This is a genomic window from Lacisediminihabitans changchengi (assembly GCF_016634425.1).
Lineage (GTDB): Bacteria > Actinomycetota > Actinomycetes > Actinomycetales > Microbacteriaceae > Lacisediminihabitans > Lacisediminihabitans changchengi.
Genome location: NZ_JAEPES010000001.1, coordinates 81751 through 106813, shown reverse-complemented (window position 1 = coordinate 106813; position 25063 = coordinate 81751). Strand labels below are relative to the sequence as shown.

Annotated in this window: 29 protein-coding genes; 18 read left to right on the top strand and 11 right to left on the bottom strand. The window is 66.4% G+C overall.

What is annotated here, in order from left to right:
- Positions 1-8 precede the first annotated feature (8 nt).
- Positions 9-482 carry an SRPBCC family protein gene (locus IV501_RS00550; RefSeq protein WP_200554471.1) on the top strand — a complete coding sequence of 158 codons (474 nt, stop codon included), beginning with the start codon at positions 9-11 and terminating at the stop codon, positions 480-482.
- A gap of 54 nt (positions 483-536) precedes the next feature.
- Here IV501_RS00550 and IV501_RS00545 read toward each other — a convergent pair whose 3' ends face one another.
- Positions 537-2006 (bottom strand): MDR family MFS transporter, encoded by a 1470-nt coding sequence (locus IV501_RS00545; protein WP_200554470.1) that lies wholly within the window; start codon positions 2004-2006, stop codon positions 537-539.
- Positions 2007-2241: 235 nt separating this feature from the next.
- Positions 2242-2703, bottom strand: a complete 462-nt coding sequence (locus IV501_RS00540) for a GNAT family N-acetyltransferase (RefSeq protein WP_200554469.1) — start codon at positions 2701-2703, stop codon at positions 2242-2244.
- Positions 2704-2832: 129 nt separating this feature from the next.
- Between IV501_RS00540 and IV501_RS00535 the strand changes: the two genes are divergently transcribed.
- Positions 2833-4311 carry a sugar porter family MFS transporter gene (locus IV501_RS00535; protein ID WP_200554468.1) on the top strand — a complete coding sequence of 493 codons (1479 nt, stop codon included), beginning with the start codon at positions 2833-2835 and terminating at the stop codon, positions 4309-4311.
- A 22-nt stretch (positions 4312-4333) separates the two neighbouring features.
- Entirely contained in the window at positions 4334-5422 is a 1089-nt protein-coding gene (locus IV501_RS00530; RefSeq protein WP_200554467.1) for a winged helix DNA-binding domain-containing protein, read from the top strand.
- A gap of 87 nt (positions 5423-5509) precedes the next feature.
- On the opposite strand, the gene IV501_RS00525 is transcribed toward IV501_RS00530, so the two are convergent.
- Positions 5510-6007, bottom strand: coding sequence for a DUF427 domain-containing protein (locus IV501_RS00525; RefSeq protein ID WP_200554466.1), 498 nt, complete (start codon positions 6005-6007; stop codon positions 5510-5512).
- Positions 6008-6157: 150 nt separating this feature from the next.
- Between IV501_RS00525 and IV501_RS00520 the strand changes: the two genes are divergently transcribed.
- Positions 6158-7009 carry an NAD-dependent epimerase/dehydratase family protein gene (locus tag IV501_RS00520; RefSeq protein ID WP_200554465.1) on the top strand — a complete coding sequence of 284 codons (852 nt, stop codon included), beginning with the start codon at positions 6158-6160 and terminating at the stop codon, positions 7007-7009.
- 8 nt (positions 7010-7017) lie between these two features.
- Here the strand turns inward: IV501_RS00520 and IV501_RS00515 are convergent, their stop codons facing one another.
- Positions 7018-7512: an FBP domain-containing protein gene (locus IV501_RS00515; RefSeq protein ID WP_200554464.1), complete on the bottom strand. Its 495-nt coding sequence runs from the start codon at positions 7510-7512 to the stop codon at positions 7018-7020.
- A 63-nt stretch (positions 7513-7575) separates the two neighbouring features.
- Here IV501_RS00515 and IV501_RS00510 point away from each other — a divergent pair, with 63 nt between their 5' ends.
- Complete coding sequence (locus tag IV501_RS00510; RefSeq protein ID WP_200554463.1) at positions 7576-8244, top strand: HAD family hydrolase; 669 nt, start codon at positions 7576-7578, stop codon at positions 8242-8244.
- Positions 8245-8252: 8 nt separating this feature from the next.
- Here the strand turns inward: IV501_RS00510 and IV501_RS00505 are convergent, their stop codons facing one another.
- On the bottom strand, positions 8253-9209 hold the full coding sequence (locus tag IV501_RS00505) for a TIGR03557 family F420-dependent LLM class oxidoreductase (protein WP_200554462.1): 957 nt from the start codon (positions 9207-9209) through the stop codon (positions 8253-8255).
- A 79-nt stretch (positions 9210-9288) separates the two neighbouring features.
- Between IV501_RS00505 and IV501_RS00500 the strand changes: the two genes are divergently transcribed.
- From IV501_RS00500 to IV501_RS00475, 6 genes are all read left to right on the top strand, one after another.
- Positions 9289-10827 carry a DUF7059 domain-containing protein gene (locus tag IV501_RS00500; RefSeq protein WP_307812110.1) on the top strand — a complete coding sequence of 513 codons (1539 nt, stop codon included), beginning with the start codon at positions 9289-9291 and terminating at the stop codon, positions 10825-10827.
- A 50-nt stretch (positions 10828-10877) separates the two neighbouring features.
- Complete coding sequence (locus IV501_RS00495; RefSeq protein ID WP_200554460.1) at positions 10878-11255, top strand: VOC family protein; 378 nt, start codon at positions 10878-10880, stop codon at positions 11253-11255.
- 179 nt (positions 11256-11434) lie between these two features.
- A complete protein-coding gene (locus IV501_RS00490) occupies positions 11435-12844 on the top strand; it encodes an MFS transporter (protein WP_200554459.1) in 1410 nt (469 codons plus the stop codon).
- A gap of 80 nt (positions 12845-12924) precedes the next feature.
- On the top strand, positions 12925-13749 hold the full coding sequence (locus tag IV501_RS00485; protein WP_200554458.1) for an SDR family oxidoreductase: 825 nt from the start codon (positions 12925-12927) through the stop codon (positions 13747-13749).
- An 86-nt stretch (positions 13750-13835) separates the two neighbouring features.
- Entirely contained in the window at positions 13836-14009 is a 174-nt protein-coding gene (locus tag IV501_RS00480; RefSeq protein WP_200554457.1) for a hypothetical protein, read from the top strand.
- 21 nt (positions 14010-14030) lie between these two features.
- Positions 14031-14876: a DUF3097 domain-containing protein gene (locus IV501_RS00475; RefSeq protein WP_200554456.1), complete on the top strand. Its 846-nt coding sequence runs from the start codon at positions 14031-14033 to the stop codon at positions 14874-14876.
- A gap of 28 nt (positions 14877-14904) precedes the next feature.
- Here IV501_RS00475 and IV501_RS00470 read toward each other — a convergent pair whose 3' ends face one another.
- Positions 14905-15552: a DUF1345 domain-containing protein gene (locus IV501_RS00470; protein ID WP_200554455.1), complete on the bottom strand. Its 648-nt coding sequence runs from the start codon at positions 15550-15552 to the stop codon at positions 14905-14907.
- A 25-nt stretch (positions 15553-15577) separates the two neighbouring features.
- Here IV501_RS00470 and IV501_RS00465 point away from each other — a divergent pair, with 25 nt between their 5' ends.
- Positions 15578-16072, top strand: coding sequence for a GNAT family N-acetyltransferase (locus IV501_RS00465; protein WP_200554454.1), 495 nt, complete (start codon positions 15578-15580; stop codon positions 16070-16072).
- Positions 16073-16155: 83 nt separating this feature from the next.
- On the opposite strand, the gene IV501_RS16315 is transcribed toward IV501_RS00465, so the two are convergent.
- Entirely contained in the window at positions 16156-16284 is a 129-nt protein-coding gene (locus IV501_RS16315) for a hypothetical protein (RefSeq protein WP_267910384.1), read from the bottom strand.
- 263 nt (positions 16285-16547) lie between these two features.
- Here IV501_RS16315 and IV501_RS00460 point away from each other — a divergent pair, with 263 nt between their 5' ends.
- Complete coding sequence (locus IV501_RS00460) at positions 16548-17525, top strand: aldo/keto reductase (RefSeq protein ID WP_200554453.1); 978 nt, start codon at positions 16548-16550, stop codon at positions 17523-17525.
- A gap of 27 nt (positions 17526-17552) precedes the next feature.
- Here the strand turns inward: IV501_RS00460 and IV501_RS00455 are convergent, their stop codons facing one another.
- Positions 17553-18122: a TIGR03086 family metal-binding protein gene (locus IV501_RS00455; RefSeq protein WP_200554452.1), complete on the bottom strand. Its 570-nt coding sequence runs from the start codon at positions 18120-18122 to the stop codon at positions 17553-17555.
- A 59-nt stretch (positions 18123-18181) separates the two neighbouring features.
- Positions 18182-19231 carry a hypothetical protein gene (locus tag IV501_RS00450; RefSeq protein ID WP_200554451.1) on the bottom strand — a complete coding sequence of 350 codons (1050 nt, stop codon included), beginning with the start codon at positions 19229-19231 and terminating at the stop codon, positions 18182-18184.
- Positions 19232-19287: 56 nt separating this feature from the next.
- Here IV501_RS00450 and IV501_RS00445 point away from each other — a divergent pair, with 56 nt between their 5' ends.
- Positions 19288-19797, top strand: a complete 510-nt coding sequence (locus tag IV501_RS00445; protein ID WP_200554450.1) for a PaaI family thioesterase — start codon at positions 19288-19290, stop codon at positions 19795-19797.
- A 49-nt stretch (positions 19798-19846) separates the two neighbouring features.
- Positions 19847-20857, top strand: a complete 1011-nt coding sequence (locus IV501_RS00440) for a cation diffusion facilitator family transporter (protein ID WP_200554449.1) — start codon at positions 19847-19849, stop codon at positions 20855-20857.
- 83 nt (positions 20858-20940) lie between these two features.
- Here the strand turns inward: IV501_RS00440 and IV501_RS00435 are convergent, their stop codons facing one another.
- Together IV501_RS00435 and IV501_RS00430 are read right to left on the bottom strand one after the other, a co-directional pair.
- Positions 20941-21501 carry a YceI family protein gene (locus tag IV501_RS00435; protein WP_200554448.1) on the bottom strand — a complete coding sequence of 187 codons (561 nt, stop codon included), beginning with the start codon at positions 21499-21501 and terminating at the stop codon, positions 20941-20943.
- Positions 21502-21568: 67 nt separating this feature from the next.
- Positions 21569-22573: an aldo/keto reductase family protein gene (locus IV501_RS00430; protein ID WP_200554447.1), complete on the bottom strand. Its 1005-nt coding sequence runs from the start codon at positions 22571-22573 to the stop codon at positions 21569-21571.
- A gap of 35 nt (positions 22574-22608) precedes the next feature.
- Between IV501_RS00430 and IV501_RS00425 the strand changes: the two genes are divergently transcribed.
- From IV501_RS00425 to IV501_RS00415, 3 genes are all read left to right on the top strand, one after another.
- The gene (locus IV501_RS00425) at positions 22609-23160 is read left to right on the top strand and encodes a DUF1697 domain-containing protein (RefSeq protein ID WP_200554446.1); all 552 of its coding nucleotides are present in this window, start codon (positions 22609-22611) and stop codon (positions 23158-23160) included.
- A 230-nt stretch (positions 23161-23390) separates the two neighbouring features.
- Positions 23391-24080: a M23 family metallopeptidase gene (locus tag IV501_RS00420; RefSeq protein ID WP_200554445.1), complete on the top strand. Its 690-nt coding sequence runs from the start codon at positions 23391-23393 to the stop codon at positions 24078-24080.
- Between the two features lie 48 nt (positions 24081-24128).
- Complete coding sequence (locus IV501_RS00415; protein ID WP_200554444.1) at positions 24129-25043, top strand: oxygenase MpaB family protein; 915 nt, start codon at positions 24129-24131, stop codon at positions 25041-25043.
- The last annotated feature ends 20 nt before the right edge of the window (positions 25044-25063 follow it).

Here is a 25063-nt window from a genome sequence, read left to right as displayed (position 1 = left end):
CAACTCCCATGGTCACCACGTCAGCGTCAGCCGAAGGCACCACGATCGCTCCACTCGACCGAGCCTGGCAGATCTCCACGCCGCTCACCCCGGTCGGGTTCTACCCAAAGTTCGGCCCGCTGCCGGCGGTCATCGAGGTTCGTGATCAGACCGGCGCGTGGGACGCGCCGGGTCAGACCCGTCAGTTGATGCTGTCTGACCGCGGAAGCGTCATCGAGCATCTGCAGTTAGTGGATGCGCCGCGACGGTTCGAATACCGGCTGAGTGACTTTCAGAAGCTGTTCGGAAAACTCGTCTCAGGGGCGCGAGCTGAGTGGCTGTATACGGAGGTGGCGGGCGGTACAAGCATCCGCTGGACCTACACCTTCGAGCCGTATCCGCGCGCCCGACTGCTGGTCGGGCTGATCGTTCGACTGTTCTGGGCGCCCTATATGCGCCGAGTGCTGCCGGGCATCATCGCCGAGGTTGAGCGCCGCGTCTGAGCGCGGACCGGCTGCCGTCGCTCAGGCCGATGGGGCCTCGCGACCTCCGGTGGGTCAGTGCCCCAGCGGAGCGTCGCCGGTGGTCGCGATCTTGCGGATGAAGAACGCGCACGGAATGGCGAACAGCGAGATCACCGCGCCGTACAAAAAGGCCGAGTGGACGCCGGCCGCGTACGAGTTCGCGTCGCCGGTGGAGGCCTGCGCGATCTGCACCGACGACATGACGGTGACGAATAGCGCGGTACCCGCCGCGCCGGCCAGCTGCTGAATCGTGCCGACCATCGCGCTGCCGTAGGAGTACAGCTCCGGGCGAAGCGAGCCGAGGCTGGCGGTGAACAGCGGGGTGAAGATGAGCGCCAGGCCGATGCTCAGCGTGACGTGTGCAGCGAGCACCATCCAGAAGCTGCTCTGGGCGTTCAACAGCGTCATCGCCCACAGGTCGCCGCTCACGATCGAGGCCCCCGCAATGAGAAGCCCGCGCGGGCCGACCCGGTCGTAGATTCGACCGACGAACGGTGCGAGCAGGCCCATGACCAGGCCACCGGGCAGCAGCAGCAGGCCGACCTGGAGTTCTTGCAGGTGAAGTACGTGCACCATGTACAGCGGCAGTAGCACGATGGTGCCGAACATCGCCATCATGCTGATCGCGAACATCGCGATCGAGAACGTGAAGGTCGGCACGCGGAAGGTGCGCAGATCGAGCAGAGCGCGGTTGGTGCGCTGCAGCACCAGTTGACGCAGCACGAAGATCGCCAGGGCGAGCACACCGATGGCGAGCGGCGTCCACACCTCGAGCGGTGAGCCTGCGGTGCCCGCATTGCTCAGGCCGTAGACCAGACCGCCGAAGCCGAAGGCGGAGAGAACGACCGACAGGATGTCGAAGGTCGCCTTATGCGTCTCGGTCACGTTCTTGATCAGCGCGCCGCCCACGAACAGGGCGACCAGCGCGATCGGTAGCACGAAGATGAACATGAAGCGCCAGCTGAACGCGGTGAGGATCAGGCCGGAGATGGTCGGGCCGATCGCCGGGGCGACCGAGATCACGATCGAGATGTTGCCCATCATGCGCCCACGGTTTGCCGGCGGCACCAGGGTCATCACCGTGGTCATCAGCAGTGGGAACATGATGGCCGTTCCGCTGGCCTGGATGACTCTCGCCGCGAGCAGCAACGTGAAGCCGGGCGACAGTGCCGCGACGAGCGTGCCGAGGCTGAACAGTCCCATCGCGGCGATGAACAGACTGCGGGTGCTGAACCGTTGCAGCAAGAAACCGGTGATCGGGATGACGACGGCCATCGTCAGCAGGAACGCGGCGGTCAGCCACTGCCCGGTGCTCGCCGAGATGTCGAGGTCTTTCATGAGCTGCGGCAGCGCCACGCCCATGATCGTCTCGTTGAGAATCATCACGAACACCGAGATCAGGAGAACGCCGATCACCAGGCGGTTGCGGCGGTCGAGGGACGTGTCGCGCTCGATCAGGTCGGTCGGCGACCCGGTCGTCGAGGTACTGATGGTTTCGGTCATTGCTGTTCCCGTCGAAATGGCGGTGGAAGTGGGAGGCGGTCGGTCGCGATCACGAGGACCCGACTGACAGGTGGGGCGAGGGCACCGTTGCCAACGGCCGCGAGCAGATGAACAGGCTCGGCGACCGACTATGAGAAGAGCATGAAGTCAGTCTGGTTTATTCCACCGACATTCGAAATGATCCATACCCCTGCAACGACCGGATGACCGCACCGTCACCCGCTGTCACCCACCGTTACCCCACGAAGGCTGCGTCCATTTCGTAGGTGACCCACGAGGTGGCGCGTCCCTTGGCGTCGTAGAGCGATCGCGCGGTCGTGTTGTCGACCGCGGTGATCCAGCGCACGATGGTCGCTCCGCTCTCGGTGGCGAGCTCGGCGCAGCGCTCGAGCATCCGTCCGCCCACGCCCCGGCCACGGGCATCCGCCGAGGTGAAGAGATCGTCGAGGTACAGCCCCAAGGCTCCGGATGACGGCCGCGCGAACAGGCGGAGGTGGGCGAGAGCGACCAGCTCTCCGTGCTCGTCCTCCGCGACTATTCCGCGCAGACCGTACTCGCGGGCCTGCAACCACCCCCAGGTGCGCTGGACGATCGCGTCGTCGTCGGCGAGCAGGTAAAACGCGCGATACCCGCGATATAGCTCCGACCAGGCGTCGACGTCGGTGTCGCGGAGGTCTCGGATCGTCAACTCGCTCATGGGCAGACACTAACGCCCATGGCAGTTCTCGTGGCAGTTTCCGCGGAAGTCAGCCAGGCCCCGCCACGGGGATGACCGACGACTGAAGGTGGGCGTACGGTGGTTGGTGGTAACGAACAGAGGATCGAGATGTCAGACACCGCCAGCAACCCCTCAACCAATATCAAAGTCATCGGTCTGGCGGTCGCGGGAGCCGTCGGCGGATTCCTGTTCGGCTTCGATTCCTCGGTCGTCAACGGCGCCGTCGACGCGGTCGAGAAAGACTTCAACCTGCTGCCCGCACTCATCGGGCTTGCCGTCGCGAGCGCTCTGATCGGATGCGCGTTCGGCGCCTACTTCGCCGGGCGCCTTGCCGACCGCTGGGGTCGTATCCCCGCCATGATCGTCGGATCGGTGCTGTTTCTCGCCAGCGCGATCGGTGCCGGTCTCTCGATCGGCGTGTGGGATCTGGTCGTCTGGCGGGTCGTCGGCGGACTCGGTATCGGAATCGCCTCGGTGATCGCACCGGCCTACATTGCGGAGATCTCCCCGAAGCAGATGCGCGGCCGCTTGGCATCGCTCCAGCAGCTGGCCATCACCGTCGGTATCTTCGCCGCCCTTCTCTCCGACACCCTCTTCGCGAACGCCGCGGGCACGGCTGGCGCGAAGTTCTGGTTCGGACTGGAGGCATGGCGCTGGATGTTCCTCGCGGGTGTGGTTCCCGCGGTCGTCTACGGATTGCTCGCGATCGCTCTCCCGGAGTCTCCGCGTTTTCTGGTGCTCAAGAATCGCGACGACGAGGTGCGCAAGATCTTCGCGCGCATCTGGCCGAACGACGACGCCGAACGCGCCATCCGGGACATGCGCTCGGCCATCGAGGCCGATCAGCAGGGGAATCAGAAGGGCGCGTTGCGCGGTAAGGCCTTCGGTCTTAAGCCGATCGTCTGGGTCGGGATCGTCCTGTCGATCTTCCAACAGTTCGTCGGCATCAACGTGATCTTCTATTACTCCACGACGCTGTGGCGGTCGGTCGGTTTTCAGGAGAAAGACTCCTTCACCATCTCGGTGATCACCTCGGTGACGAACATCGCGGTCACCTTCGTCGCCATCGCCCTGGTCGACCGGGTCGGCCGACGGCCGATCCTGCTGTTCGGGTCGGCGGGCATGACGGTGTCGCTCGCCGCCATGGCCGTCGCCTTCAGTCAGGCCAATGTGGTCAATGGCGCGCCATCCCTGCCCGGCGGGTGGGGGCCGGTCGCCCTCGTCGCGGCCAACATCTTCGTGATCAGCTTCGGCGCATCCTGGGGCCCGGTGGTCTGGGTGTTGCTCGGCGAGATCTTCCCGACCCGCATCCGCGCTCGGGCGTTGGGCATCGCTGCGGCGGCTCAGTGGATCGCCAACTTCGTCGTCACGATCAGCTTCCCGCCGCTGGCATCCGTCTCGCTGGTGCTCACCTACGGGCTGTATGCGCTGTTCGCGCTGCTGTCGTTCCTGTTCGTGATGCGGTTCATCCCCGAGACGAACGGCATGTCGCTCGAGGAGGCGAATACCCTGCTGCCCCCCAAGAACAGTGCGAAAAGGACGAGCAGCGCGAAAAAGACGCCGGCCGCAGCCAAGTCCGGCGCCTGACCCGCGTCGCGTCGGGTAGCGGATGGCGGCAGCGGTCGGCGCGGCCGAGATACTGCGCCTGCGGCTGAGCGCGCACCGCATAGAGAATCCGTCGGGCGTTGAGCTGTCCGTGGTCGACGTCACGCGACAGCTGTTCGCGCTGCAGGGGCAGGACTTCATCCAGGGCGGCTGGGCGCTGGGGGTGCGCGCCCCGGGGTCGCGGCTCAGTGATCTGATCGCGGCGCTCGACGCCGGGACGATTGTGCGCTCTGCGCCATTCAGGGGCACGCTGTTCTTTCTCCCCGCCGAGGAGCTGCGCTGGGTGCTCGGCGTCACAGCCCCGCGCACGATCGCGGGATCGGCGACCCGACAGCGGCAGCTCGGACTCGACGAGGCGATTCTCGATCGAGCGCGCGCGGCGACGATCGCGGCCCTGCAGGGCGGAAAAGCGCTCGCCCGCGACGAGTATTTCGCCCTGCTGCGATCGATCGACATCGACCCGTCGGCGCAGCGCGGCTATCACGTGATCTGGCACCTGGCTCAGACCGGACTGATCTGTTGGGGGCCCGCCAGTGGCACGCAGCAGGCTCTGGTTCTGCTCGACGAATGGGTGTCGACCTCGCGCGACCTATCTGGTGACGAAGCACTGCGCGAACTCGCGCTGCGGTACTTCACCGGTCACGGGCCGGCGACTTTGCGCGACTTCGCCTGGTGGGCGAAACTCACCCTCGCCTCCGCGCGCACCGGGCTCGCGCTTGCGGCGGACGATCTCGTCGAACTCGAGCACGGCGGCGAGAGCTACTGGGCGTCCGCCCGGGAGATCGATCTGGCCTCGGGCAGGAGGCGGTCGACGGCGGTGCACGCGCTGCCCGGATTCGACGAATACCTGCTGGGCTACACCGATCGATCGCTCCCGCTCGACGACGAGCATTTTGCCCGGATCGTGCCAGGCAGCAACGGAATCTTCTTGCCGATGATCGTTGCGGGAGGGCGCATCGTCGGCACCTGGCGTCGCGCGGAGAAATCCGGCGGGGTGACGGTCACCCCCGACGCGTTCGGCGACCTGACCACGCGCGAAACCGCGGCGTTCGCGCTGTCGAGGGACGCGTTCGCGCGCTTTCGTACCTCGTAGACCGGGTCTCGATACGCGTCCTCGCGCGGACGCTCGGGCGCTACTCGACCGACGGAGTCGTTCGGGCGCTACTCGACCAGCGGAGTTCTACCAGCCGAGGGTGCCGGGCTCGCCCTTGAACGGCCCGACCACGCGGGAGGTGATCCATCCGCCGTAGAAGTCGCCGGCCTGCGGCGTCACCGTCTCGCCCGCGACCTCACACGAGTCCATCGCGCTCGGGTACACCGCCACCCGGTCCACGAGCTGCTCGTAGCCGGCGCTCGGTGAGGGGTAGAACCAGGCCGAGCGCGCGGCATCCGTGTCACCGCCACGAACGGTCAGGTACCGCGCGCCGCCCTTGAACTCGCAGAAACTCGCGCCGTCTGCCGGCTGCAGGGAGTCATCCGGGAAGGCGGAGCGCGGAAGGTAATAGACCGGCGGATGACTGGTCTCGAGAACGCGCACGGCATCCGTGGTGTCGACGATGAGTTCGCCGCCGAGTCGAATACGGATGCGGTCGGTCGTCGCCTCCACCCGCGGCGGCCGAGGATAATCCCAGACCGATTCCTGGCCGGGGCCGGGGATCACGCGGGTCACGCGGGCCATGAGAGGCTCTGCTTGCATACGATCGCTGTCATTGCTCCATCGTGGTCTGAGACGCTGTGAGACGCCAGGCCTTGCGCGCGCGTGCCGCCGAGCGAATGCTGTGGGTGGCACCCTAGGGGAAAGACAGAGCATGAGTTCGAAAGGCACAGCATGAGCATCCTCCTCACCGGCGGCAGTGGTTTCGTCGGATCCTCCGTTCTGACGGCGTTGATCGCGGCCGGATATTCCGTCGACGCGGTGGTCCGCAGCGACGAAGCGGGGGAGAAGGTGGCCGCGGCGGGCGCGCGGGCGGTCGAGCACATCCTTCCCGACACCGACTGGCTCACCCTCGAACTCGAGCAGAGCGACGGATTCATCCACACCGCGACGCCCGACGACGGCAGCGGCGCCGAATTCGACGACGCGGTGATCGACTCGGTCATCGCCGCATTCGCCGGCACCGACAAGCCGTTCATCTACACCGGGGGTGTCTGGGTGCACGGTAACGGCGCCGACATCACTGAGGAGACTCCCATCTCCGCTCCCGAGATCACCGCCTGGCGCGAGGAGCGCGTGCAGAAGCTCTTCGCCTCCGGCATCAACGCCAGCGTCATCGAACCTGGCGTCGTCTACGGCTACGGAAAGGGCATCCCGAATGTCATCTCCGGTGCGCCCCGCACCGCGACGGGCGCACTCACGCTGCTGGGAACCGGCGATCAGCACTGGGCCACGGTGCACGTCGATGATCTGGCCGACCTGTACGTGCTCGTTCTGCAGTACGCGACCCGCGGCGAGCGGTACCTCGGCGTGAACGGCGAAAGCGTCACCGTGCGTCAGCTTGCTGAAGCGGTGGTCGGGCCAGACGGTGAGGTGGCTCCTGGCGACCTGGCCACAACGGAGGGGGCGTTGGGCAAGGGCTTCACCGAGGCGCTGCTTCTCGATCAGCAGGCGTCGGGAGCGAAGGCCCGCGCCCTGGGCTGGAACCCCACCAGGCCATCGATCCTCTCCGAACTGGCGGGCTGACCGAGGGGCTACGCGGTCTTCATGACGTCCGCGGTGAAGTTGTTCACGCGGTCGAGTAGCCCCTGGGCCCGCCGGGCGACGATCTCGGCCGGGTCGGGCTGCATCGGCAACTTGGGCGGGGTGATGCGGATGATCAGCGAGCAGGCGAGATCCGCGCAGATGTAGGTCCCGACCGAGTTGCCGTTGCGGCCGGACTCCCCGGCGCGCGCGGCCGAGAACAGGGTTACCTGGTCGGAGGGCTGCGGGGTGCGGCAGAGCGAGCACATCGCTGAAATTCCGGGGCGCATGCTGACACTGGATGCGCGCAAGACGACCCCGACGGGCCGGTCGTCCACCCAGTGCACCAGGTAACCGCGGAGCGGGGCGCCGTGATCGCGCCATCCCAAGTACTCGCGGTCGCTCCAGAGCACCTCGTGCAGCCCGGGGAGCGGGATTCGTGCGATCTCGCCCTTGGTGGCGTTGACGAAGCTGGCGCGGATATCCGTTTCGCTGAGCGCTTTCACGTTCCCCCTCATCCGTCCGGCGTGCATTCAAGCCTAAGTCAGGGTGCGCGTACGGTGCGCAGCATGGTGAATCCCGCAGTGCTCTTCGATATCGATGGAACCCTCGTCGACTCCAACTACGCCCACGTCGCGGCCTGGAGCCGCGCGCTCGAGGAGGTCGGTCATCCGGTCGACTCCTGGCGCATCCACCGGGGGATCGGCATGGACTCCGATCTGCTGCTCGATGAGTTGCTCGGCGGCCGGGCGGAAGACCTGGGTGACAGGGCATCCGCGCTGAACTCCGAGCACTACCTGGCTGCCGCGGGCTCCCTGCGAGCGTTCGCCCACGCCCGCGAACTCGTGTCTGCGGTCGCCGACCTCGGACTGCAGGTGGTGTTGGCGACGTCGGCGCCGAACGACGAGCTTCAGCTGCTGCGCTCGGTGCTCGGCATCGAAGAGGATTTGGCGCTCGTGACCTCCGCCGGGGACGTCGAGCAGGCCAAACCCGCGCCGGACATCGTGCAGGTAGCGATCGCACGCGCCGGGGTCGAGCCCGCCCGGGCGATCATGGTCGGCGATTCGATCTGGGATGTCCGCGGCGCAGCCTCTGCGGGGGTGGCCTGCATCGGACTGCTGAGCGGTGGCACGGGTCGCCTGGAATTGCTCGAAGCGGGCGCGATCGCGGTCTACGACGATGCCGGCGACCTGCTCGCCCACCTGGCCGACAGTGCGATCGCGGCGCTCGCGCGCTAGCGGTACCGCTAGCCGCGCAGCTTCTCGAGCAGGGGTTCGGCCACCTCGGCGAGGAAGCGTTCCTGGTTGACGTCGCCGACCTGCACCAGAGCGACATCCGTGAACCCCGCTCCCGCGTATTCAGCGATTCCGGCCGCCAGCTCGTCGAGATCCGGGCCGCAGGGAATCGTCGCAGCGACATCTTCGGGACGTACGAATTGGCTGGCGCCGGCGAATCCGTGCGGGGTTGGTAAGTCCGCGTTGACCGCCCAGCCGCCTGCGAACCAGCGGAACTGGTCGTGGGCGAGCTCGATCGCCTCCTGCTTGTCGGGCCCCCAGCAGATCGGGATCTGGCCGATCGTGCGGGCATCCGCCGACCCCGACCAACCGTCGAGGATCGAGCTGTCGGGTTCTGTCGTGATCAGGTGGTCGCCGAGCTCGCCGAAGCGCGAGGCTCCCGCGGCGCTGGAGACCGCGACGCCGATCTCCACCCCGTCGTCGGGGAGGTCCCAGATGCGGGCGGAGTCGACCCGGAAGTATTCGCCGTCCCAGGTGACCAGCTCGCCCGTGTGCAGTTCCCGGATGATGTGGATCGCCTCCTCCAACATGTCCTGGCGCTGGGCGACCGGCGCCCAGCCCTCGCCGACGACATGCTCGTTGAGGTTCTCTCCCGCGCCGAGGCCCAGGATGAACCGCCCGTCGCTCAGCAGCTGCATGGTCGCCGCCTTCTGGGCGATCACCGCGGGGTGGTAGCGCACCGTCGGGCAGGTCACGTAGGTGGCGAGCTCCACACGGTTGGTTGCGTGGGCAACCGCGCCGAGCACCGACCACGCGTACGGGGCGTGCCCCTGGCTGGTGAGCCAGGGTGAGTAGTGGTCGCTCGAGACCTCGAAATCGAAGCCCGCGTTTTCCGCCGCGACCGCGTAGTCGACGAGCTGCTTCGGTCCGCTTTGTTCCGTCATGAGGGTGTAGCCGTATCGAGTCATGCCGTCATGCGTACGCCCGGAAGCGGCATCCGTGAAGCGGGCTGAGGTAGGGAGCGCGCGAGCGGTGTTGAATTGCACGGTGCCTCTCACGACTCAGCCGCAGCTCATTGCCGCCCTCCGCAGCGATCTCACTGCCGCCAATTTCTCCGTCGACGCCATGACCAGAATGTGGGGAGAGGATGCCGCGGCCGCCCTGCATCGCGGGCAGCGGGTTCCCGCCCTCCGTGGCCTCGCCGGTCGACAGGACCCTCTCGCCACCCTCGCCCGGGTGCTGGTGCTCGGCCTTCCCGCCGATCGCGACCAGCTCGCCCACGCGTTTGCCACGCTCGGCGTCGACGGTGCGATCGAGGCGGGTCTCGTCGACGCGGCCGGCACGCCGCTGGTCGACCTGCGCCCGTACAGTTTTGTCGACGCTCACGGCGTCGGCGGCTGGTGGATCGCCAGCGACCTGGGCGAGCTCTCCACCGGAGCACCCCTGCGGGTAGACCACGTGCTCGGCGTGGGCGGTGCCTCGACCACCCTGAGCGGGCTGATGCTGGGTCGCCCCGTCGCGACGGCACTGGATTTGGGGACTGGATGCGGCATCCAGGCATTGCACGCTGCCCGGCATGCCGAGCGGGTCGTCGCCACCGACATCTCGCAGCGCGCGCTCGACTTCGCCGCCTTCAATGCCGAACTCAATGAGGTGCGATCCATCGAGTTCCGCCTGGGCAGCCTGTTCGATCCGGTGGAGGGGGAGCGGTTCGATCACATCGTCTCCAATCCGCCGTTCGTGATCACGCCGCGCACCGACGGGGTGCCAGAGTACGAGTACCGCGATGGCGGCATGGTGGGGGATGCCCTGGTCGCCTCCGTGATCGCCGGTCTGGCTGATCACCTTCAGCCCGGCGGTGTCGCCCAGCTGCTCGGCAACTGGGAGTACCGGGCGGCCGCTGGGTGGTCGGCCTCAGGACGGGCGGCCTCAGGGGAAGACAGCGGCGACGGGCTGCAGCGAGTCGGCCGCTGGATCGACGACAGCGGTCTCGGCGGCTGGGTGATCGAGCGCGAGGTACAGGATGCGAAAGCGTACGCCGAGACCTGGATCCGCGACGGCGGCACCCGCCCGGGCCCGGACTTCGACCGCCTCTACGGCGCCTGGCTCGACGACTTCGAGGCTCGCGGGGTGACCGCGGTCGGCTTCGGGTACCTCACGATGCGCTCGGACCCCCGTCCGCTGCGGCGGCTCGAACGACTCGACGGTCCCGTCGGCGCCGGACTCGGGCCACACCTCGCCGGGGCGCTCGCCGCCCACGATTGGCTGGCGGGCCTCGACGACGAGCAGCTCGGTCGCGAGCACCTCGAGGTGGCTCCCGACGTGACCGAGGAGCGGCACTACTGGCCCGGCGCGGAAGACCCGACGGTGATGAGCCTGCGCCAGGGCGGTGGCTTCGGTCGCACGGTCGCCCTCGACACCGGACTCGCCGCGCTGGTCGGTGCGTGTGACGGCGAGCTCAGCGTGCGGGCGATCATCGGCGCGATCGCCCAACTGCTGGAGGTCGACGAACTCGCGCTGCGCGCCGAACTGCTGCCGCGCATCCGTGATCTGGTTTTCGCCGGAATGCTGACGTCGAAGTCTTGACCGCGGAGCCTCGACGGAACAAGCTCAGACAAACGGGCAAAGGAGCACCCATGTTCACTGCAGCAGATGCCTTCAGCGGGTTCTCGATCGACGACCTCGCGGCGGCCAAGACCTTCTATGGCGAGACCCTCGGGCTCGAGGTGAGTGAGAACGAGATGGGATTTCTCGAGCTGCATCTGGGCAGCGGTGCGACGGTGTTGGCCTACGCGAAGCCGGATCACGAACCGGCGTCGTTCACGATCCTGAACTTTCCCGTCGCCGACGTGGAGTCAGCGGTCGACGATCTCAACGCCCGGGGCGTGGTCACCAAGATCTATGACGAGGGCTCGAACACTGACGACAAAGGGATCTCCCGGGGCTGGGGTCCAGACATCGCCTGGTTCAGGGACCCGGCCGGCAACGTCCTCTCCGTCTTGAAGGGCGACTGAGCGCTCTCGCACTACCCCGTTTTTTTCTGAGTTCAACTCCCTCCCACCGTTTGGTCAGCAGTTCTACTGTCAACACGGTGGCGTCGCGGGGCGCCCGGAAGGACGTGAACGCGATGTCGCGCACAGAGACCGTGGATCGGTCACAGGGAGATTCGGTCAGAAGCCTGGTCCCTGCCAGGATGGACAGATTGCCGTGGACTCGCTTCCACTGGTCGATCGTCTTCGGGCTCGGCACGGCGTGGATTCTCGATGGCCTCGAGATCCAGATGGTCTCGGCCAACGGCTACGCCAAGATGCTCGACATGAATTCGACCGAGGTCGGGTTCACCGGCACGATCTACCTGATCGGCCAGGTCGTCGGCGCCCTCGTCTTCGGCCGTCTCGCTGACAAGCTCGGGCGGCGAAAATTCTTCATCATCACCCTGCTCGTGTACCTCATCGGCAGCGGTATCGCTGGGTTCTCGCCGAACATGCAGTTCCTCTGGATTTTCCGCTTTATCGCCGGGCTCGGTATCGGCGGCGAGTACACGGCGATCAACTCGGCCATCGACGAGCTCATCCCCTCGCACTTCCGTGGCCGGGTCGACATCGCGATCAACGGGACCTACTGGGGAGGCGCGGCGATCGGTGCGGTAGCCAACTTCTTCCTGCTCAACCCCTCGCATGCCGACTTCAGCGAGAACTGGGGCTGGCGTATCGGCTTCTTCATCGGACCGGTGCTGGGGTTGGTCATCATCTATCTGCGGCGACACATCCCCGAGAGTCCACGGTGGCAACTCACCCATGGTCAGGCGGATGCCGCCAACAAGACGGTCGACGAGATCGAGCAGCGCATCCACGACGAGGGCGTCACCGATCTGCCGCCGGTGGATGAAAGCAAAGCGATAGAGGTCCGCTCGATTGAGAACGTCGGCGCGCGGCAGATCCTCGGGGTGTTTTTCAAGAAGTACCCGAAGCGAGCAGCGACGACCATCGTGATGTTCGTCACACAGTCATTCCTCTACAACGCGATCTTCTTCAGTTACGCGCTCGTGCTGGAGAACTTCTACGACGTCAAGAACACCGCCATTTATTTCATCCCGTTCGCGATCGGCAACTTGATCGGACCGCTGGTGCTCGGCCACCTGTTCGACACCTGGGGTCGGCGCAAGATGATCTTCCTCACCTACGGGGTGGCCGGAGCCGTGCTCGCCGTTTCGGCGATCCTGTTCAACATCGGTGCCCTGAACGCGGTGACCCAGACGGTCTTCTGGTGCGTGGCGTTCTTCTTCGCGTCGGCGGGGGCGTCATCCGCCTATCTGGTCGCCAGCGAGTCGTTCCCGGTCGAGCTCCGTAGTCAGGCGATCTCGTACTTCTTCGCGATCGGCCAAATCGCGGGTGCGCTTGCTCCGGTGCTCTACGGATCGTTGATCGGTGACGGTAGCGATCGCTTCCCGCTCACGATCGGGTACTTCATCGGTGCGTTCCTGATGATCGGCGGTGGCATCACCGCCTTCCTGATCGGGGTGGATGCCGAACGCAAGTCGCTCGAGGACATCACCGAACCGCTCTCGGTGGTCGGTGCCTCCTCTGCCCAGCAGAAGAAGTAGGCCGAGCAGTACGAGGCACGGGAATAGGCTGAGTGGCCCGCGCGCTTCAGCACGCTCGAACCCTGTGAAAGAGAGCTTTCATGACCGAGAAAGTGTGGTTCATTACCGGTACATCGCGCGGCTTCGGCCGCGAATGGACCGCAGCGGCCCTATCGCGAGGCGACAAGGTCGCCGCGACGGCACGCGACGTGCGGACTTTGGATGACTTCGTCGACACGTACGGCGATCAGTTCCTCCCCATCGCGCTTGACGTCACCGATCGCGACGCCGATTTCGCCGCGGTGGCGCAGGCCTATGGCCAGTTCGGGCGCATCGACGTCGTCGTCAACAATGCCGGATACGGTCAGTTCGGCCTGATCGAGGAGATCACCGAACAGGAGGCCCGCGCTCAGTTCGAGACGAATGTCTTCGGTGCCCTCTGGGTGACACAGGCCGCCCTGCCGTTCCTGCGCGAGCAGGGGAGCGGTCACATCATCCAGGTGTCGTCGATCGGCGGCATCTCGGCCTTCCCGAACATCGGCATCTACAACGCGTCGAAGTGGGCTCTCGAGGGCTTCTCGCAGGCGCTCGCGCAAGAAGTCGAGGGCTTTGGAGTGAAGGTCACTCTTGTGGAGCCTGGCGGGTTCTCGACCGACTGGGGTGGCGCATCCGCCCAGGTCTCCGAGCCACTCCCGGCGTACGAGGCGTTTCACGAGAAGGCAGCGGAGCAGCGCAAGTCCCGCGTCGGTAATCAGGGCGACCCGAAAGCGTCTGCGGCAGCCATTCTGAAAATCGTGGATGCCGCGGAGCCGCCCCTGCGTGTCTTCTTCGGTACCGCTCCGATCGGCATCGCAAAGGCGGACTACGCACGCCGTATCGAGACCTGGGAGAAGTGGAACGACGTATCGATCGAGGCGCAGGGCTAGAACCTCGGGGCTAGCGAGGTGTTCGTAGCGGAGGGTGTGCACTCCGTAGACTGGGTGCACACCGTTCGTCCCTGGAAAGGTCCACCATGAAGTACTTCGCCTATGTCATCTCCATGGTGCTGTTCGTCGGTGGCATCCTCCTCTTCGGGTACGCCTTCTCGGTGCCGGGCATCGAGGCCATTCTGTTCTTCCTCGGCATCGTCGCGGTGTCGCTGTCGCTCTACCTCCCGTTCCACCTGCACAAGCTCGGCGACCGCTAGCCGCTCGCTAGAGACTCGGGCATGGAGTTCGATCGCTTCGGTGATGGACGGGTAGAGAACACCCGTCGCCAGCACGGCCTGACGGTGGCGCCCGAATTCGAGGCGAAGACCGGCGTCGAAGTCGAGGAGGGCGCGAGCGGCTTCTACGGGGTTGTGAAGCGCATCGAGGGCAAGCTCGTGCACCTCGAAGACTTCGACGGGATGACCCGTGTCTTCCCGCTCGGTGCGGGGTTTCTCGTGGAGGGCAAGCCGGTCACGCTGACCGTTCCGAAGGCGGCGAAGAGCGGCTCTGCACGCACCGCCTCCGGGTCGTTCGCGGTGGCCGATCAGCGTGCCCGGGTCGCCCTGCCCAGCCGCATCTTCGTCGAGGGGCGACACGACGCCGAACTCGTCGAGAAGGTGTGGGGCGCCGACCTGCGGGTGGAGGGCGTCGTGGTCGAATACCTTGAGGGTGTTGACGACCTCGACGCGATCGTGAAGCGCTTCGCTCCTGGCCCCGGCCGGCGGGTGGGCGTGTTGGTGGATCACCTCGTTCCGGGGTCGAAGGAGAGTCGGATTGCGGAGGCGGTAGCCCGCGGGCCGTACGGTCGCGATGTTCTGGTGGTCGGGCATCCGTTCGTCGACGTCTGGCAGGGGGTCAAGCCCGACAGACTCGGCTGGAAGCAATGGCCGGTGATTCCGCGCACCGTCGAATGGAAGCACGGCATCTGTGCCGCTCTCGGCTGGCCGCACGCCGAGCAGGCCGACATCGCTCGGGCCTGGCAGCGCATCCTCGGCCAGGTGCGGAACTACGCCGACCTCGAGCCGGTGCTGCTGGCTCGAGTCGAGCAGCTGATCGACTTCGTCACGGAGCCGGCCGCGCGCTAGGCCGTTCGTCGTCTAGGCGGTTATCTGGCTAGGCCGTTATCTGCACGAGCAGGTTGATGGTCGAGGCCACGATGACCGCCCCGAAGACGAACGACAGCAGTGCGTGCTTGAGCGCGGTCGCGCGCATCGCCGACGTCGTGATGCTCGTATCGGAGACCTGATAGGTCATGCCGAGGGTGAACGCGAGATAGGCGAAGTCGTAGTAGCGCGGCAGCTCCTTCTGGTTGAAGTCGACGCCGCCGGACTGCGAGTAGTACTGGCGGGCGTAGCGCAGCGTGTAGAGGGTGTGCAGCAGAATCCACGACAGCGCCACGCTGAGCAGGGTGAGCGCGGCCAGCAGCGCCTTCGCGACGCCGTGGGAGTTCGCCGCGTTGACCAGCACGAACACGACGGCGAATAGGCTCGCGACGGTGAGCAGAATGACCAGCAGGTCCGCATAGCCGCGATAGAGCTCCTCCCGGCTCGCGTGAGCCTTCGTCTGCTCGCCATTTGCGCGTCGGATGAACATCCACACCCAGACCGAGTAGATCGCGGAGGAGAAACACCAGCCGACGGTCGCGGCGTAGGGCCATTCGCCGAACAACCCGGTGACGACCGCCGCGATCGCGCCGACGACGAGCATGACGGCGAGGCGGAGAATCGTGTTGTGCTGTCTATCTTTGAGATCGCTGGGCATCTTGCGATTAGACCACAATGGACGGATGCTGAGCCTCCGCCCTCTCACGGCCGTCGACATCCCGCGCATCGTCGAACTGAACGACGCCGCCCATCCGGCCGTGCCGATCACCTCCGAGCGGGAGATGGCAGACCTGCTGGAGCTCGCTGGGTTCACCTTCGCGGCCGTTGCGGGCGATGACCTGCAGGGCTTTTTGATCGGGATGACGCCGGGCTCGACCTATTCCAGCGAGAACTACCGATTCTTCGATGGGCGGGGCGTCGATTATCTCTACATCGACCGGATCGTCATCGACCCGACGGTTCGCGGTGCGGGTATCGGTCGCACGCTCTACACGGCGGTGTTCGAGCTGGCCCGCGAGCAAGGCCGAACCGAGGTCGACTGCGAGGTCAACATCGAGCCGCCGAATCCGGAGTCGCTCGCCTTCCACGCGCGGATGGGATTCGAGCGGGTGGGAGAGCAGGAGACCAAGGGCGGCAGCGTCGAGGTCGCCCTCCTCGCCGCTCCGGTCCGCGACTAGCTCGTCTCGCACGTTTGCCCGAATATGCAGGTTTCGGACACCGAAAACCTGCATATTCGGGCAAACGTGGTCGAACGCGTGGGTCAGGTGCCGCTGGTGGCGCCTCGCTTGCGGGGCTTCATGTTCTCGGCGCTGACCATCCAGGCGTACTGCTCGAGCAGATCGACGAGCACGGCCTGCAGGTTGTCGGAGAGTTGCTTGTTTGCCTTCATGCTGCGGACGGTACGCGCCGGATGACTTCGGGCCAGGGGTTGCTTTCCCGTCGTCGAGTTGCCCACCCCCTTCGCCGACTCGGTGCGTTCCCGGTCACGTTTGCCCGAATATGCAGGTTTGGTGGGCTCAGGACCTGCATATTCGGGCAAACGTGGGTGAGGTACGGTCGGGGATGCTGGAAATGCGCCCGACCTGCGAACTCGTCGGTGCTCCAGCATCGACGACTCGGGTGCTGAGCGCGCAGTAGGAGCAGACTGGGACCATGGAATACGTGCGTCTCGGTCAGAGCGGTCTGCAGGTCTCGAAGGTCATCCTCGGATGCATGAGTTACGGGGATCCGGCCCGCGGCAACCATCAGTGGTCGCTTCGGGAAGACGAGAGCCGGCCCTTCGTGCAGAAGGCGCTGGAGCTCGGCATCACCACCTTCGACACCGCGAACGTCTACTCCGACGGCTCGAGCGAGGAGATCGTGGGCCGGGCGCTCGCCGACTTCGCCCGCCGCGAAGAGGTGGTCATCGCTACCAAGGTCCACGGCGTCATGCGCAGCGGCCCGAACGGACACGGCCTCTCTCGCGCGCACATCATGGAGCAGATCGATGCCAGCCTGCGACGGCTCGGCACCGACTACATCGACCTGTACCAGATTCACCGCCGCGACCCCGACGTCTCGGCCGAGGAGACCATGGAGGCCCTGCACGACCTGGTCAAGGCCGGCAAGGTTCGCTATCTCGGCGCTTCCTCGATGTACGCCTGGCAGTTCGCGGAGTACCAGCACGCCGCCGACCTGAACGGCTGGACCCGCTTCGTCTCCATGCAGGACCACTACAACCTGATCAATCGCGAGGAGGAGCGTGAGATGCATCCGTACTGCCTCGATCAGGGCGTCGGCGTCATCCCGTGGAGCCCCCTCGCCCGCGGCAAGCTCACTCGCGACTGGGACGCCCAGACTTCCCGCTCAGAGACGGATGTCTTCGGCCAGACCCTCTACGTGCAGGCCGAAGAATCCGACCGCGCGGTGGCCGCAGCGGTGGCAGCGGTCGCGGAGGCCCGCGGCGTACCCCGCGCCCGGGTCGCTCTGGCCTGGGTCATGCAGCAGCCGGCCGTCACCGCGCCGATCGTCGGTGCGACGAAAATGTCACACCTCGACGACGCGGTGGCGGCGACCGAGCTGACCCTCACGGATGCGGAGCTCGCTCAGCTGCAGGCGGAGTACATCCCGCACGCGGTCGCCGGATTCTGAAGCACTAGGTCGCCGGATTCTGACGCGCTACGCGGCGACGCGATCGTCGCGCCCGGTGACGGCGAGCAGGCGGGACTGCAGCGGGGCATCGGAGGGCAGCGCCACCGGCGCCGCGTACAGTCCGCTGGCCGCGAGGGTCTCCTGCTGGGGCTCGAAGACCGTCCAGACCGCGTCGATCAGCTCCGGATCGAGCTCTTCCGGAGCGCCGATCGCGCGTGCCAGGTCCCAGGTGTGGATGGTGACGTCGCTGACCAGCTCTCGAAGGTAGTCCTCGGCCGGCACGCGGTCGCGGGACAGGTTGACGATCGTGCCGGGAGCGACGTTATGCCACGCTGCCGCCGCTCCAAAGGAGTACAGCCGCCATTCGGCGAACAGGTCATCACCGAGCGGTGCCAACTCCCGTCGAGCCTGATCGATCGTGCTGCCGCCCAAGAGGAACGGCACCCACTGCTGTTCCTCGATGACATGTGACGCCAGGTCGCGCACGGTCCATTCGGTGTCGGGGGTGGGCGCATCCCAGTCACTCACGGCCGAGAGCCGGCTGGCGAATTCGTGGTTGGCGGTCTTCAGCAGGGCGAGCCAGTCGCGGTCGTTCATGGTGTGCTCCTTCGGTGTACTCCGGCACAACGCCGAAACGGGTGCGCGGAATTCCTGGATTACTTGCTGGGTAGCGCGGGATAGGGGAGCGCGTTAGAGGTCGCGCTGACGGAGCCGTCGCCGGTCCAGCGGAATTCGTAGTAGCTCGGCACGAGATAGCCGGAATCGTTGATCACCCGACCGCCGGTGGTCACCCGCAGGCGAAGACCATCGTCGATGAAGCGATCGGCGGCGGAGCAGGTCTGCGAGCTCTGCTCCTCGGCGACGATGACGACCATGCAGACCGTGTCGCGGTGACCGAGCGCGCCGAACACCACCACACCTGGCCCGTAGCCGTCGAAGATCAGGTGCACCGACGACGAGATGGTGTCGGTGCCGAGAGCGAACGGAGGGATGTCCTGGGGCTGCTGCGCAGACTCCAACAGTGCAAGCGTGGCCGACCCCCGCTGCGCTCCGCCGTCGTATCGGGATGATGACGGATTCGGCGACGCGGCAGGCACGGGACGCTCGGCGAGGCGTCCGAAGGCGAACGCGGCCGCGGCAACAAGCACGACGCCGACGATGGTGAGCACCGCGCGGCGGCGAGCCGGCGGCCGCGCGCTGGCGTCGGGTGGTGGCGACATCGGTGGCGACAGAGCCGGTGACGACATCGGAGGTGGCGACAGAGCTAGTGGCGACAGAGCCGCTGACGACAGAGCCGGCACCAGTGGATCCGGCCCCAGTCCGTCGTGATCGAGCGCCAAAACCCGGTCGAGCGCGGCGGTGTCGGCCGTCAGCGACGCCATCGCCTCACGGAGGGCGAGTTCCGCCGGGCTGATCATGGTGGTTGCCCCCGCGTCATCCGTGTACGGCACCGGTTCTGCAGTGGGGCGCGCGTAGGTCGCTCGGCGCAGGGCGGCGAGGGCCAACGCCGGGTCGGGCCTACCAGACGGGGCGGTGGAGAGCGGGTGTGCCCGCCACCAGAGGGCGTCGAGCACGTCGTGACGCCCGGCGTAGCGGTGGCGGAGTCTGGTGCGAACGGAGCGATCATCCGTCGCGGCGGTGAAGAGGCGTGCGGCGAGGAGACGGTCGGCATCGCTGCGCGCTGGTGATACCTCAGGCTGAGACATCCGTTGTCCTCCTCGGCACCACGGTAGACCTAGGCTGGCGAGCGGAGGTATCGACGATGACTGACCTACACGACGCGGCGAGCGAGCGCAGCAGGCTGGTGCGCTGGGACGATCCGATCGCCGTGGCCGAGAAAGCCAAGACGATGTCGGGGATCGACTTTCTGCAGGCCCTGATCGACGGCACCATCGCGCCGCCACCAATCGCGAACCTGATGCGGATGCGGGCGATCTCGGCCGAGGTCGGCACGGTCACCTTCGAGTGCGACCCCGACGAGTCGATGTACAACCCGATCGGCACCGTTCACGGGGGATTGGTCTGCACCCTGCTCGACACCGTGCTCGGCTGCGTGACCCAGACCACGTTGCCGGCCGGTCAGGGCTACACGTCGCTAGACATCACGGTGAGCTACCTGCGCCCGGTGCTGAGGTCGAGTGGACCGCTGACCGCGGTGGGCCGCATCGTCAAGCCGGGCAGTCGGGCGGCCTTCGCCGAGGGCACCGTGCACGACGCTGCCGGCAAGCTGGTGGCGACGGCGACGAGCACACTGCTCGTTTTCCCCGTCTGACGAGGGGCCCGGCTGGTGCTACTCAGGCGGGCTTCCTAGAGTTGACCCGATGAACGATTCGGGTGAGGCTTCACATGCAGGGCACAGCCATGGCGGCGTGACTCATGGCGACGCGACTCACGGCGGCTCGGGACACGGCGGCTCGGGACACAGCCACGCGGGACACAGCCACGGCAGCGCCAATCGCTCGCGCCTTAGCATCGCCATCGCGATCGTGGCGGTGGTGCTCGTCATCGAGGTCATCGGCGGCCTGCTGTCTGGTTCGCTGTCGCTGTTTGCCGATGCCGGCCACATGCTTTCCGACCTCACCGGCCTGATCGTCGCGTTGGTCGCCACCATCATCGCCGCGCGACCGGCCACCGACAGTCAGACCTTCGGTCACCGCCGCAGCGAGGTCTTCGCCGCCTTCATCAACGCCGCCATCCTGCTGGTGGTGGTGGCCTTCGTCGCTGTCGAGGCGGTCCAGCGTCTGATCGACCCCGGAACGCAGGATGTCCAGGCGTCGCTGATGCTGATCGTCGGGGCGATCGGTGCGATAGCGAACACCGCCGCCCTCCTGGTGCTGCGCGGCGGCTCGAAGACCTCCATCAACATGCGCGGTGCGTACTTGGAGGTGCTGGGCGACCTGATCGGGTCGGGAGCCGTCATCGTGGCCGGCATCGTCATCCTGTTCACCGGTTTCGAGCGGGCGGATGCGATCGCGTCGCTCGCCATCGCCTCCCTGATCTTCCCGCGGGCGCTGTCGCTGCTGCGTGATGTGGTGCGGGTGCTGAGTCAGGGAACGCCGCGGGGAACGGATGTCGCCCTCATCCGGATTCACGTTCTCGATAAGCCCGGCGTGGTCTCCATTCATGACGTGCACGTCTGGTCGATCACGCCCGGCTCGAACGTCTTCTCCGCTCATGTCGTCTGTGAACCGCGCGTCTTCACCGAGGGGCGAACAGACCAGTTGCTCGACTCGCTCACCGAATGCCTGTCGCGACACTTCGATGTCGAGCATTCCACGTTCCAGCTCGAGCCGGCCGAACACGCTGACCACGAGGTCGAGCAGCACCGCTAGCCAAGCAGCACTGGTATGGGTCGCTTAACCGTCGAAGGGGCCCCCGCCCGAAGGCGGAGACCCCTGTACAGCGGTTTCGGTGCTTACGCGGCCTGCAGAACGAACTGCAGCTCGACGTTGATGGTCACGTCGTCGCCGAGGGTGAATCCACCACCCTCGAGAGCAGCGTTCCAGTTGACGCCGAAGTCCTTGCGGTTGATCTTCGTGGTCGCGGCGACGCCGAGCTTGGTCTGGCCGTAGCCGTCGGTGGTGATGCCGCCGAACTCGCCCTTGAGGGTGATCTCCTTGGTGACGCCACGCAGGGTGAGGTTGCCGTAGAGCGTGAAGTCCGAGCCGTCAGCCTTGATGCCGGTGGAGACGAAGTCCATGGTCGGGTACTCCTCGACCAGGAAGAAGTCGCTCGTGCGCAGGTGGTTGTCGCGGTCCTTCTGGTTCGTGTCGACGGATGCGACCTGGATGCTCGCGGTCGCGGTCGACGCGGTCGGGTCCTCAGCGGTCACCAGGGTTGCGGTGAACTCCTTGAACGAGCCGCGAACCTTGCTGATCGCAAGGTGCTTCACAGAGAAGGTGACCTCAGAGTGGGTCGGGTCGAGGTTCCAGGTGCCCGCGACGTAGCCGGGGAAGTTATCAGTGGTGGTAGTCATGACACCATGCAAGCGCATCGAAGCTGGAAGTATTCCCCATTTCGGTGACATGTCACAAAAAATTCACTCACGAGGGTCGCCCTGCCGGAACCGTGGTCTTCGCGGGGTCAGTTTCGGCGACCGGTGCCATCACCGCCTCGATCTTCTGCATGACCTCCTCGGGGAGCTTCACCCCGACGGCCTTCACGTTGTTGGTCACCTGCTCCGGGCGTGATGCGCCGATGATCGCGGCGGCGATATTCGGGTTCTGCAGAACCCAGGCCACCGCGAGCTGCGGGAGGTCGAGGCCGACCTCAGCCGCGATGGGCTTCAGGTCTTGAACCGCGTGGAGGACGTCATCCCGAAGCCAGGCGCTGATCATGTTCGCGCCGCCGTTCTTGTCGGTCGCACGCGAGCCCTTGGGCAGGGGAGCGCCGGGCAGGTACTTGCCCGAGAGCACGCCCTGCGCCAGCGGCGACCAGACGATCTGGGAGATGCCCAGCTCTTCGGAGGCCGGAACGACCTCCGCCTCGATCACTCGCCAGAGCATCGAGTACTGCGGCTGGTTGGAGATGAGCGAGAAACCGAGGTCTTTGGCGATGGCCTGCCCCTGGCGCAACTGGTCGGCGGTCCACTCCGAGGTGCCGATGTAGAGCGCCTTGCCCTGGCGCACGACATCCGCAAAGGCCTGCATGGTCTCTTCGAGCGGGGTCTCCACGTCGAAACGGTGGGCCTGATAGAGGTCGACGTAGTCGGTCTTGAGTCGCGTGAGCGAGCCCTCGATCGACTCCATGATGTGCTTGCGAGAGAGGCCGGAGTCGTTGTGACCCTTGGGGCCGGTGGGCCAGTAGACCTTGGTGAAGATCTCGAGCGATTCGCGGCGCTGACCCTTCAGCGCCTTGCCGAGCACCTTCTCGGCTTTGGTGTTCGCGTAGGCGTCTGCGGTGTCGAAAGTGGTGATGCCGGCGTCGAGTGCGGCGTTGACGGAGGCGAGAGCGGCCTCGTTCTCGACCTGCGAGCCGTGGGTGAGCCAGTTGCCGTAGGTGAGTTCCGAGATCTTGAGTCCGCTGTTGCCGAGGTATCTGAATTCCATGCTTCAACGTTAGACCTCGCGGCTAGCCTGGGCGCGTGACCGACTCTCGAGTGGCCCTCCTTCGCGGCATCAACGTCGGCACGGCCAAGGCGGTGGCCATGGCCGACCTGAGGCGGGTCTTCGCGGGCCTCGGGGCGACGGATGTCGTCACCCTTCTGCGCAGCGGCAACGTCGTGTTCTCCGGGGCTGCACTCACCGCACCCTCGATCGAGGAGGCGGTGCTGGCCGCTACCGGCGTGCAGTCGAGCGTCGTGGTGCTGACCGCGCGCGAGTTCCGCGCGATCGCCGACGAGAATCCGCTGTCAGCGATCAGCACGGGTGAATTGAACAGCGCGGACGGGTCGAAGAGCTTCGTCACGATCACCTCGGAGCCCTTCGGATCGGTCGAGCTGCCGGATGCCGCTACCCTCGCACCGGAACGCCTCGAGCTCGGCCGCTCCCGGGCCATTTACCAATGGATGCCTGACGGAAGCCTGCAGACCCGTGTGCCGAAAAGCTTCTGGAAACAGTTTCCCGGCCACCTCACCGCTCGCAACGAGAACACCGTTGGCAGGATCGTGGCCGAGCTCGCGACCCGGTCTGACTGAGCGCAAGCTCCACTCCCTCCCAGGCAACGCTGATTTTCGGCTGTCACCGTTGATGAACGTAAGACGATCGTTATTGCGTCCGCCGGTGCGAACATTCCACCAGCTGAGGGACCAGATCGTCGCCGAATCTCCCGCCATCTCGGGGGACCGTATCCCGTCCGTAGGCGCAGAATCGCGCCGCAGCGCATCCCCCTAGCGTGCGCGCAGAAACCCGGAAGAACCCATTTATCGTGCATCCCGCAATTCCCGCGCGCACGGAACGCGCCCTCAATTCCGTTCATCAGGTCCACTGGCTGCGCCGTGGCGCCGCCATCCTCACCGCCGCGGTGCTTGCCGCCCTCGCCCTCAGCTACGCCGTTCCCGCTGCTGCGCAGTCGCTCGGCGCGCCGCAGTCCGTCGTCGAGCAGGCCGCGCCAGCGCTGCAGAGTTTCACCGTCCCCGCGGTCGTGAGTGCGGCATCCGTCAGTCGAGATTCGTACGGGGTGACCACCCCGCCGCCGATCGTGTGGCCGGTTCCCGCGACGAGCCCGATCGCGAGCGGATTCGGCCCGCGCGTCTCGCCCTGCGCCGGCTGCTCGAGCTTTCACGAGGGCGTCGACTTCGACCCCGGTTTCGGCACTCCCGTGCACTCCATCGCGGCGGGCGTGGTGATCCAGGCCACGGATGTGAGCGACGGCGCGCTCGGTGTTCACGTCTCGATCCAGCACGTGGTCGACGGCCAGGTCGTCGTGAGCGTGTACGGACACATGCAGGTCGGCTCGGTTCCCGTGCAGGTGGGCGACATCGTCGCGGCAGATCAGCAGATCGGTCTGGTCGGCGACACCGGGGCGAGTACGGGTGCACACCTGCACTTCGAGATCCACCCGGGCGGCGGAGACGCCATCGACCCGCTGCCGTGGATGCACGCACACCTCGGCTGATCTCAGCCCACCGTCACGCCTCCCAGCCTGGCGGACTAGCGTCGTCGCATGAGCAGTATTGCGATGGTGTGGCGCTCGCGGATGCTCTCCGCGTTCACCGGCACCACATCGGGTCGCCCCGACTGGGTGCAGCGCATCGAAGACGGCGACGACGCGGGCTGGTTCGGTGCCGACTCCGCGGCCTGGGTTGTGCACGGGGGCATGCCGACGCTGGTCGCCGGTATCCGTGCACTGCTGTTGCAGACGCTGCATCCTGGCGCGATGGCGGGAGTGCACGACTGGTCGCGTTACCGCGAGGATCCACTCGGCCGGCTGTCCGGCACGATCCAATGGCTGATCTCGGTCACCTTCTCCGACCGCGCTGCGGCCGAGGCGGAGTCGATCCGCGTCGGACGTTTCCACGACCGCGTAGTCGGTCGGTACGTCGATGCCGCCGGCGTCGAGCGGCCATATTCTGCCGGCGATCCCGAACTGCTGTCGTGGGTGCACGTCGTGTTCACCGACGCCTTCCTTCGTTCGCACGAAGTCTGGGGCAGGCCGATCCCGGGCGGAGCCGATGCCTACGTTGCCCAGTGGGCCAAGGCCGGCGAGCTGGTGGGGGTCGTCGACCCGCCCCGGTCTGAGGCCGAGCTCATGGGGGCGCTCGCCGACTTCCGGCCGGCGATGAAGAGCGACGAACGCGTCGCCGAGGCGGTGCACTTCATTCGCAGCCCCGGGCTCCCGCGCGCGATGACGCCGTTCTACCGCGTGTTGTTCGCCGGTGCTGTCGCCTCGATCCCGGTCGAGTACCGACGGATGCTCGGCCTCCGCCGCGCCTGGTGGCCGGCCGTCACGGCCACGCGTCTCGTGCTCGCGTTGGCGGGCAACATTCTCGGTCGGGGTTCGAGCAGCGAGGACGCCGCCCGCGTGCGACTCGCCCGACTCGGTCTGCTCGACAGCCAGGATGTCGCCGGTGCGAGGTAGATTCCTCTTCGAGGAGACGC

What these genes read in the sequence shown, in the direction of transcription:
- IV501_RS00550 (WP_200554471.1), top strand. Translation starts at nt 9, where the DNA reads ATGGTCACCACGTCAGCGTCAGCCGAAGGCACCACGATCGCTCCACTC.
- IV501_RS00545 (WP_200554470.1), bottom strand. Translation starts at nt 2,006, where the DNA reads ATGACCGAAACCATCAGTACCTCGACGACCGGGTCGCCGACCGACCTG.
- IV501_RS00540 (WP_200554469.1), bottom strand. Translation starts at nt 2,703, where the DNA reads ATGAGCGAGTTGACGATCCGAGACCTCCGCGACACCGACGTCGACGCC.
- IV501_RS00535 (WP_200554468.1), top strand. Translation starts at nt 2,833, where the DNA reads ATGTCAGACACCGCCAGCAACCCCTCAACCAATATCAAAGTCATCGGT.
- IV501_RS00530 (WP_200554467.1), top strand. Translation starts at nt 4,334, where the DNA reads ATGGCGGCAGCGGTCGGCGCGGCCGAGATACTGCGCCTGCGGCTGAGC.
- IV501_RS00525 (WP_200554466.1), bottom strand. Translation starts at nt 6,007, where the DNA reads ATGGCCCGCGTGACCCGCGTGATCCCCGGCCCCGGCCAGGAATCGGTC.
- IV501_RS00520 (WP_200554465.1), top strand. Translation starts at nt 6,158, where the DNA reads ATGAGCATCCTCCTCACCGGCGGCAGTGGTTTCGTCGGATCCTCCGTT.
- IV501_RS00510 (WP_200554463.1), top strand. Translation starts at nt 7,576, where the DNA reads ATGGTGAATCCCGCAGTGCTCTTCGATATCGATGGAACCCTCGTCGAC.
- IV501_RS00505 (WP_200554462.1), bottom strand. Translation starts at nt 9,209, where the DNA reads ATGACTCGATACGGCTACACCCTCATGACGGAACAAAGCGGACCGAAG.
- IV501_RS00495 (WP_200554460.1), top strand. Translation starts at nt 10,878, where the DNA reads ATGTTCACTGCAGCAGATGCCTTCAGCGGGTTCTCGATCGACGACCTC.
- IV501_RS00490 (WP_200554459.1), top strand. Translation starts at nt 11,435, where the DNA reads ATGGACAGATTGCCGTGGACTCGCTTCCACTGGTCGATCGTCTTCGGG.
- IV501_RS00485 (WP_200554458.1), top strand. Translation starts at nt 12,925, where the DNA reads ATGACCGAGAAAGTGTGGTTCATTACCGGTACATCGCGCGGCTTCGGC.
- IV501_RS00480 (WP_200554457.1), top strand. Translation starts at nt 13,836, where the DNA reads ATGAAGTACTTCGCCTATGTCATCTCCATGGTGCTGTTCGTCGGTGGC.
- IV501_RS00475 (WP_200554456.1), top strand. Translation starts at nt 14,031, where the DNA reads ATGGAGTTCGATCGCTTCGGTGATGGACGGGTAGAGAACACCCGTCGC.
- IV501_RS00470 (WP_200554455.1), bottom strand. Translation starts at nt 15,552, where the DNA reads ATGCCCAGCGATCTCAAAGATAGACAGCACAACACGATTCTCCGCCTC.
- IV501_RS00465 (WP_200554454.1), top strand. Translation starts at nt 15,578, where the DNA reads ATGCTGAGCCTCCGCCCTCTCACGGCCGTCGACATCCCGCGCATCGTC.
- IV501_RS16315 (WP_267910384.1), bottom strand. Translation starts at nt 16,284, where the DNA reads ATGAAGGCAAACAAGCAACTCTCCGACAACCTGCAGGCCGTGCTCGTC.
- IV501_RS00460 (WP_200554453.1), top strand. Translation starts at nt 16,548, where the DNA reads ATGGAATACGTGCGTCTCGGTCAGAGCGGTCTGCAGGTCTCGAAGGTC.
- IV501_RS00455 (WP_200554452.1), bottom strand. Translation starts at nt 18,122, where the DNA reads ATGAACGACCGCGACTGGCTCGCCCTGCTGAAGACCGCCAACCACGAA.
- IV501_RS00450 (WP_200554451.1), bottom strand. Translation starts at nt 19,231, where the DNA reads ATGTCTCAGCCTGAGGTATCACCAGCGCGCAGCGATGCCGACCGTCTC.
- IV501_RS00445 (WP_200554450.1), top strand. Translation starts at nt 19,288, where the DNA reads ATGACTGACCTACACGACGCGGCGAGCGAGCGCAGCAGGCTGGTGCGC.
- IV501_RS00440 (WP_200554449.1), top strand. Translation starts at nt 19,847, where the DNA reads ATGAACGATTCGGGTGAGGCTTCACATGCAGGGCACAGCCATGGCGGC.
- IV501_RS00435 (WP_200554448.1), bottom strand. Translation starts at nt 21,501, where the DNA reads ATGACTACCACCACTGATAACTTCCCCGGCTACGTCGCGGGCACCTGG.
- IV501_RS00430 (WP_200554447.1), bottom strand. Translation starts at nt 22,573, where the DNA reads ATGGAATTCAGATACCTCGGCAACAGCGGACTCAAGATCTCGGAACTC.
- IV501_RS00415 (WP_200554444.1), top strand. Translation starts at nt 24,129, where the DNA reads ATGAGCAGTATTGCGATGGTGTGGCGCTCGCGGATGCTCTCCGCGTTC.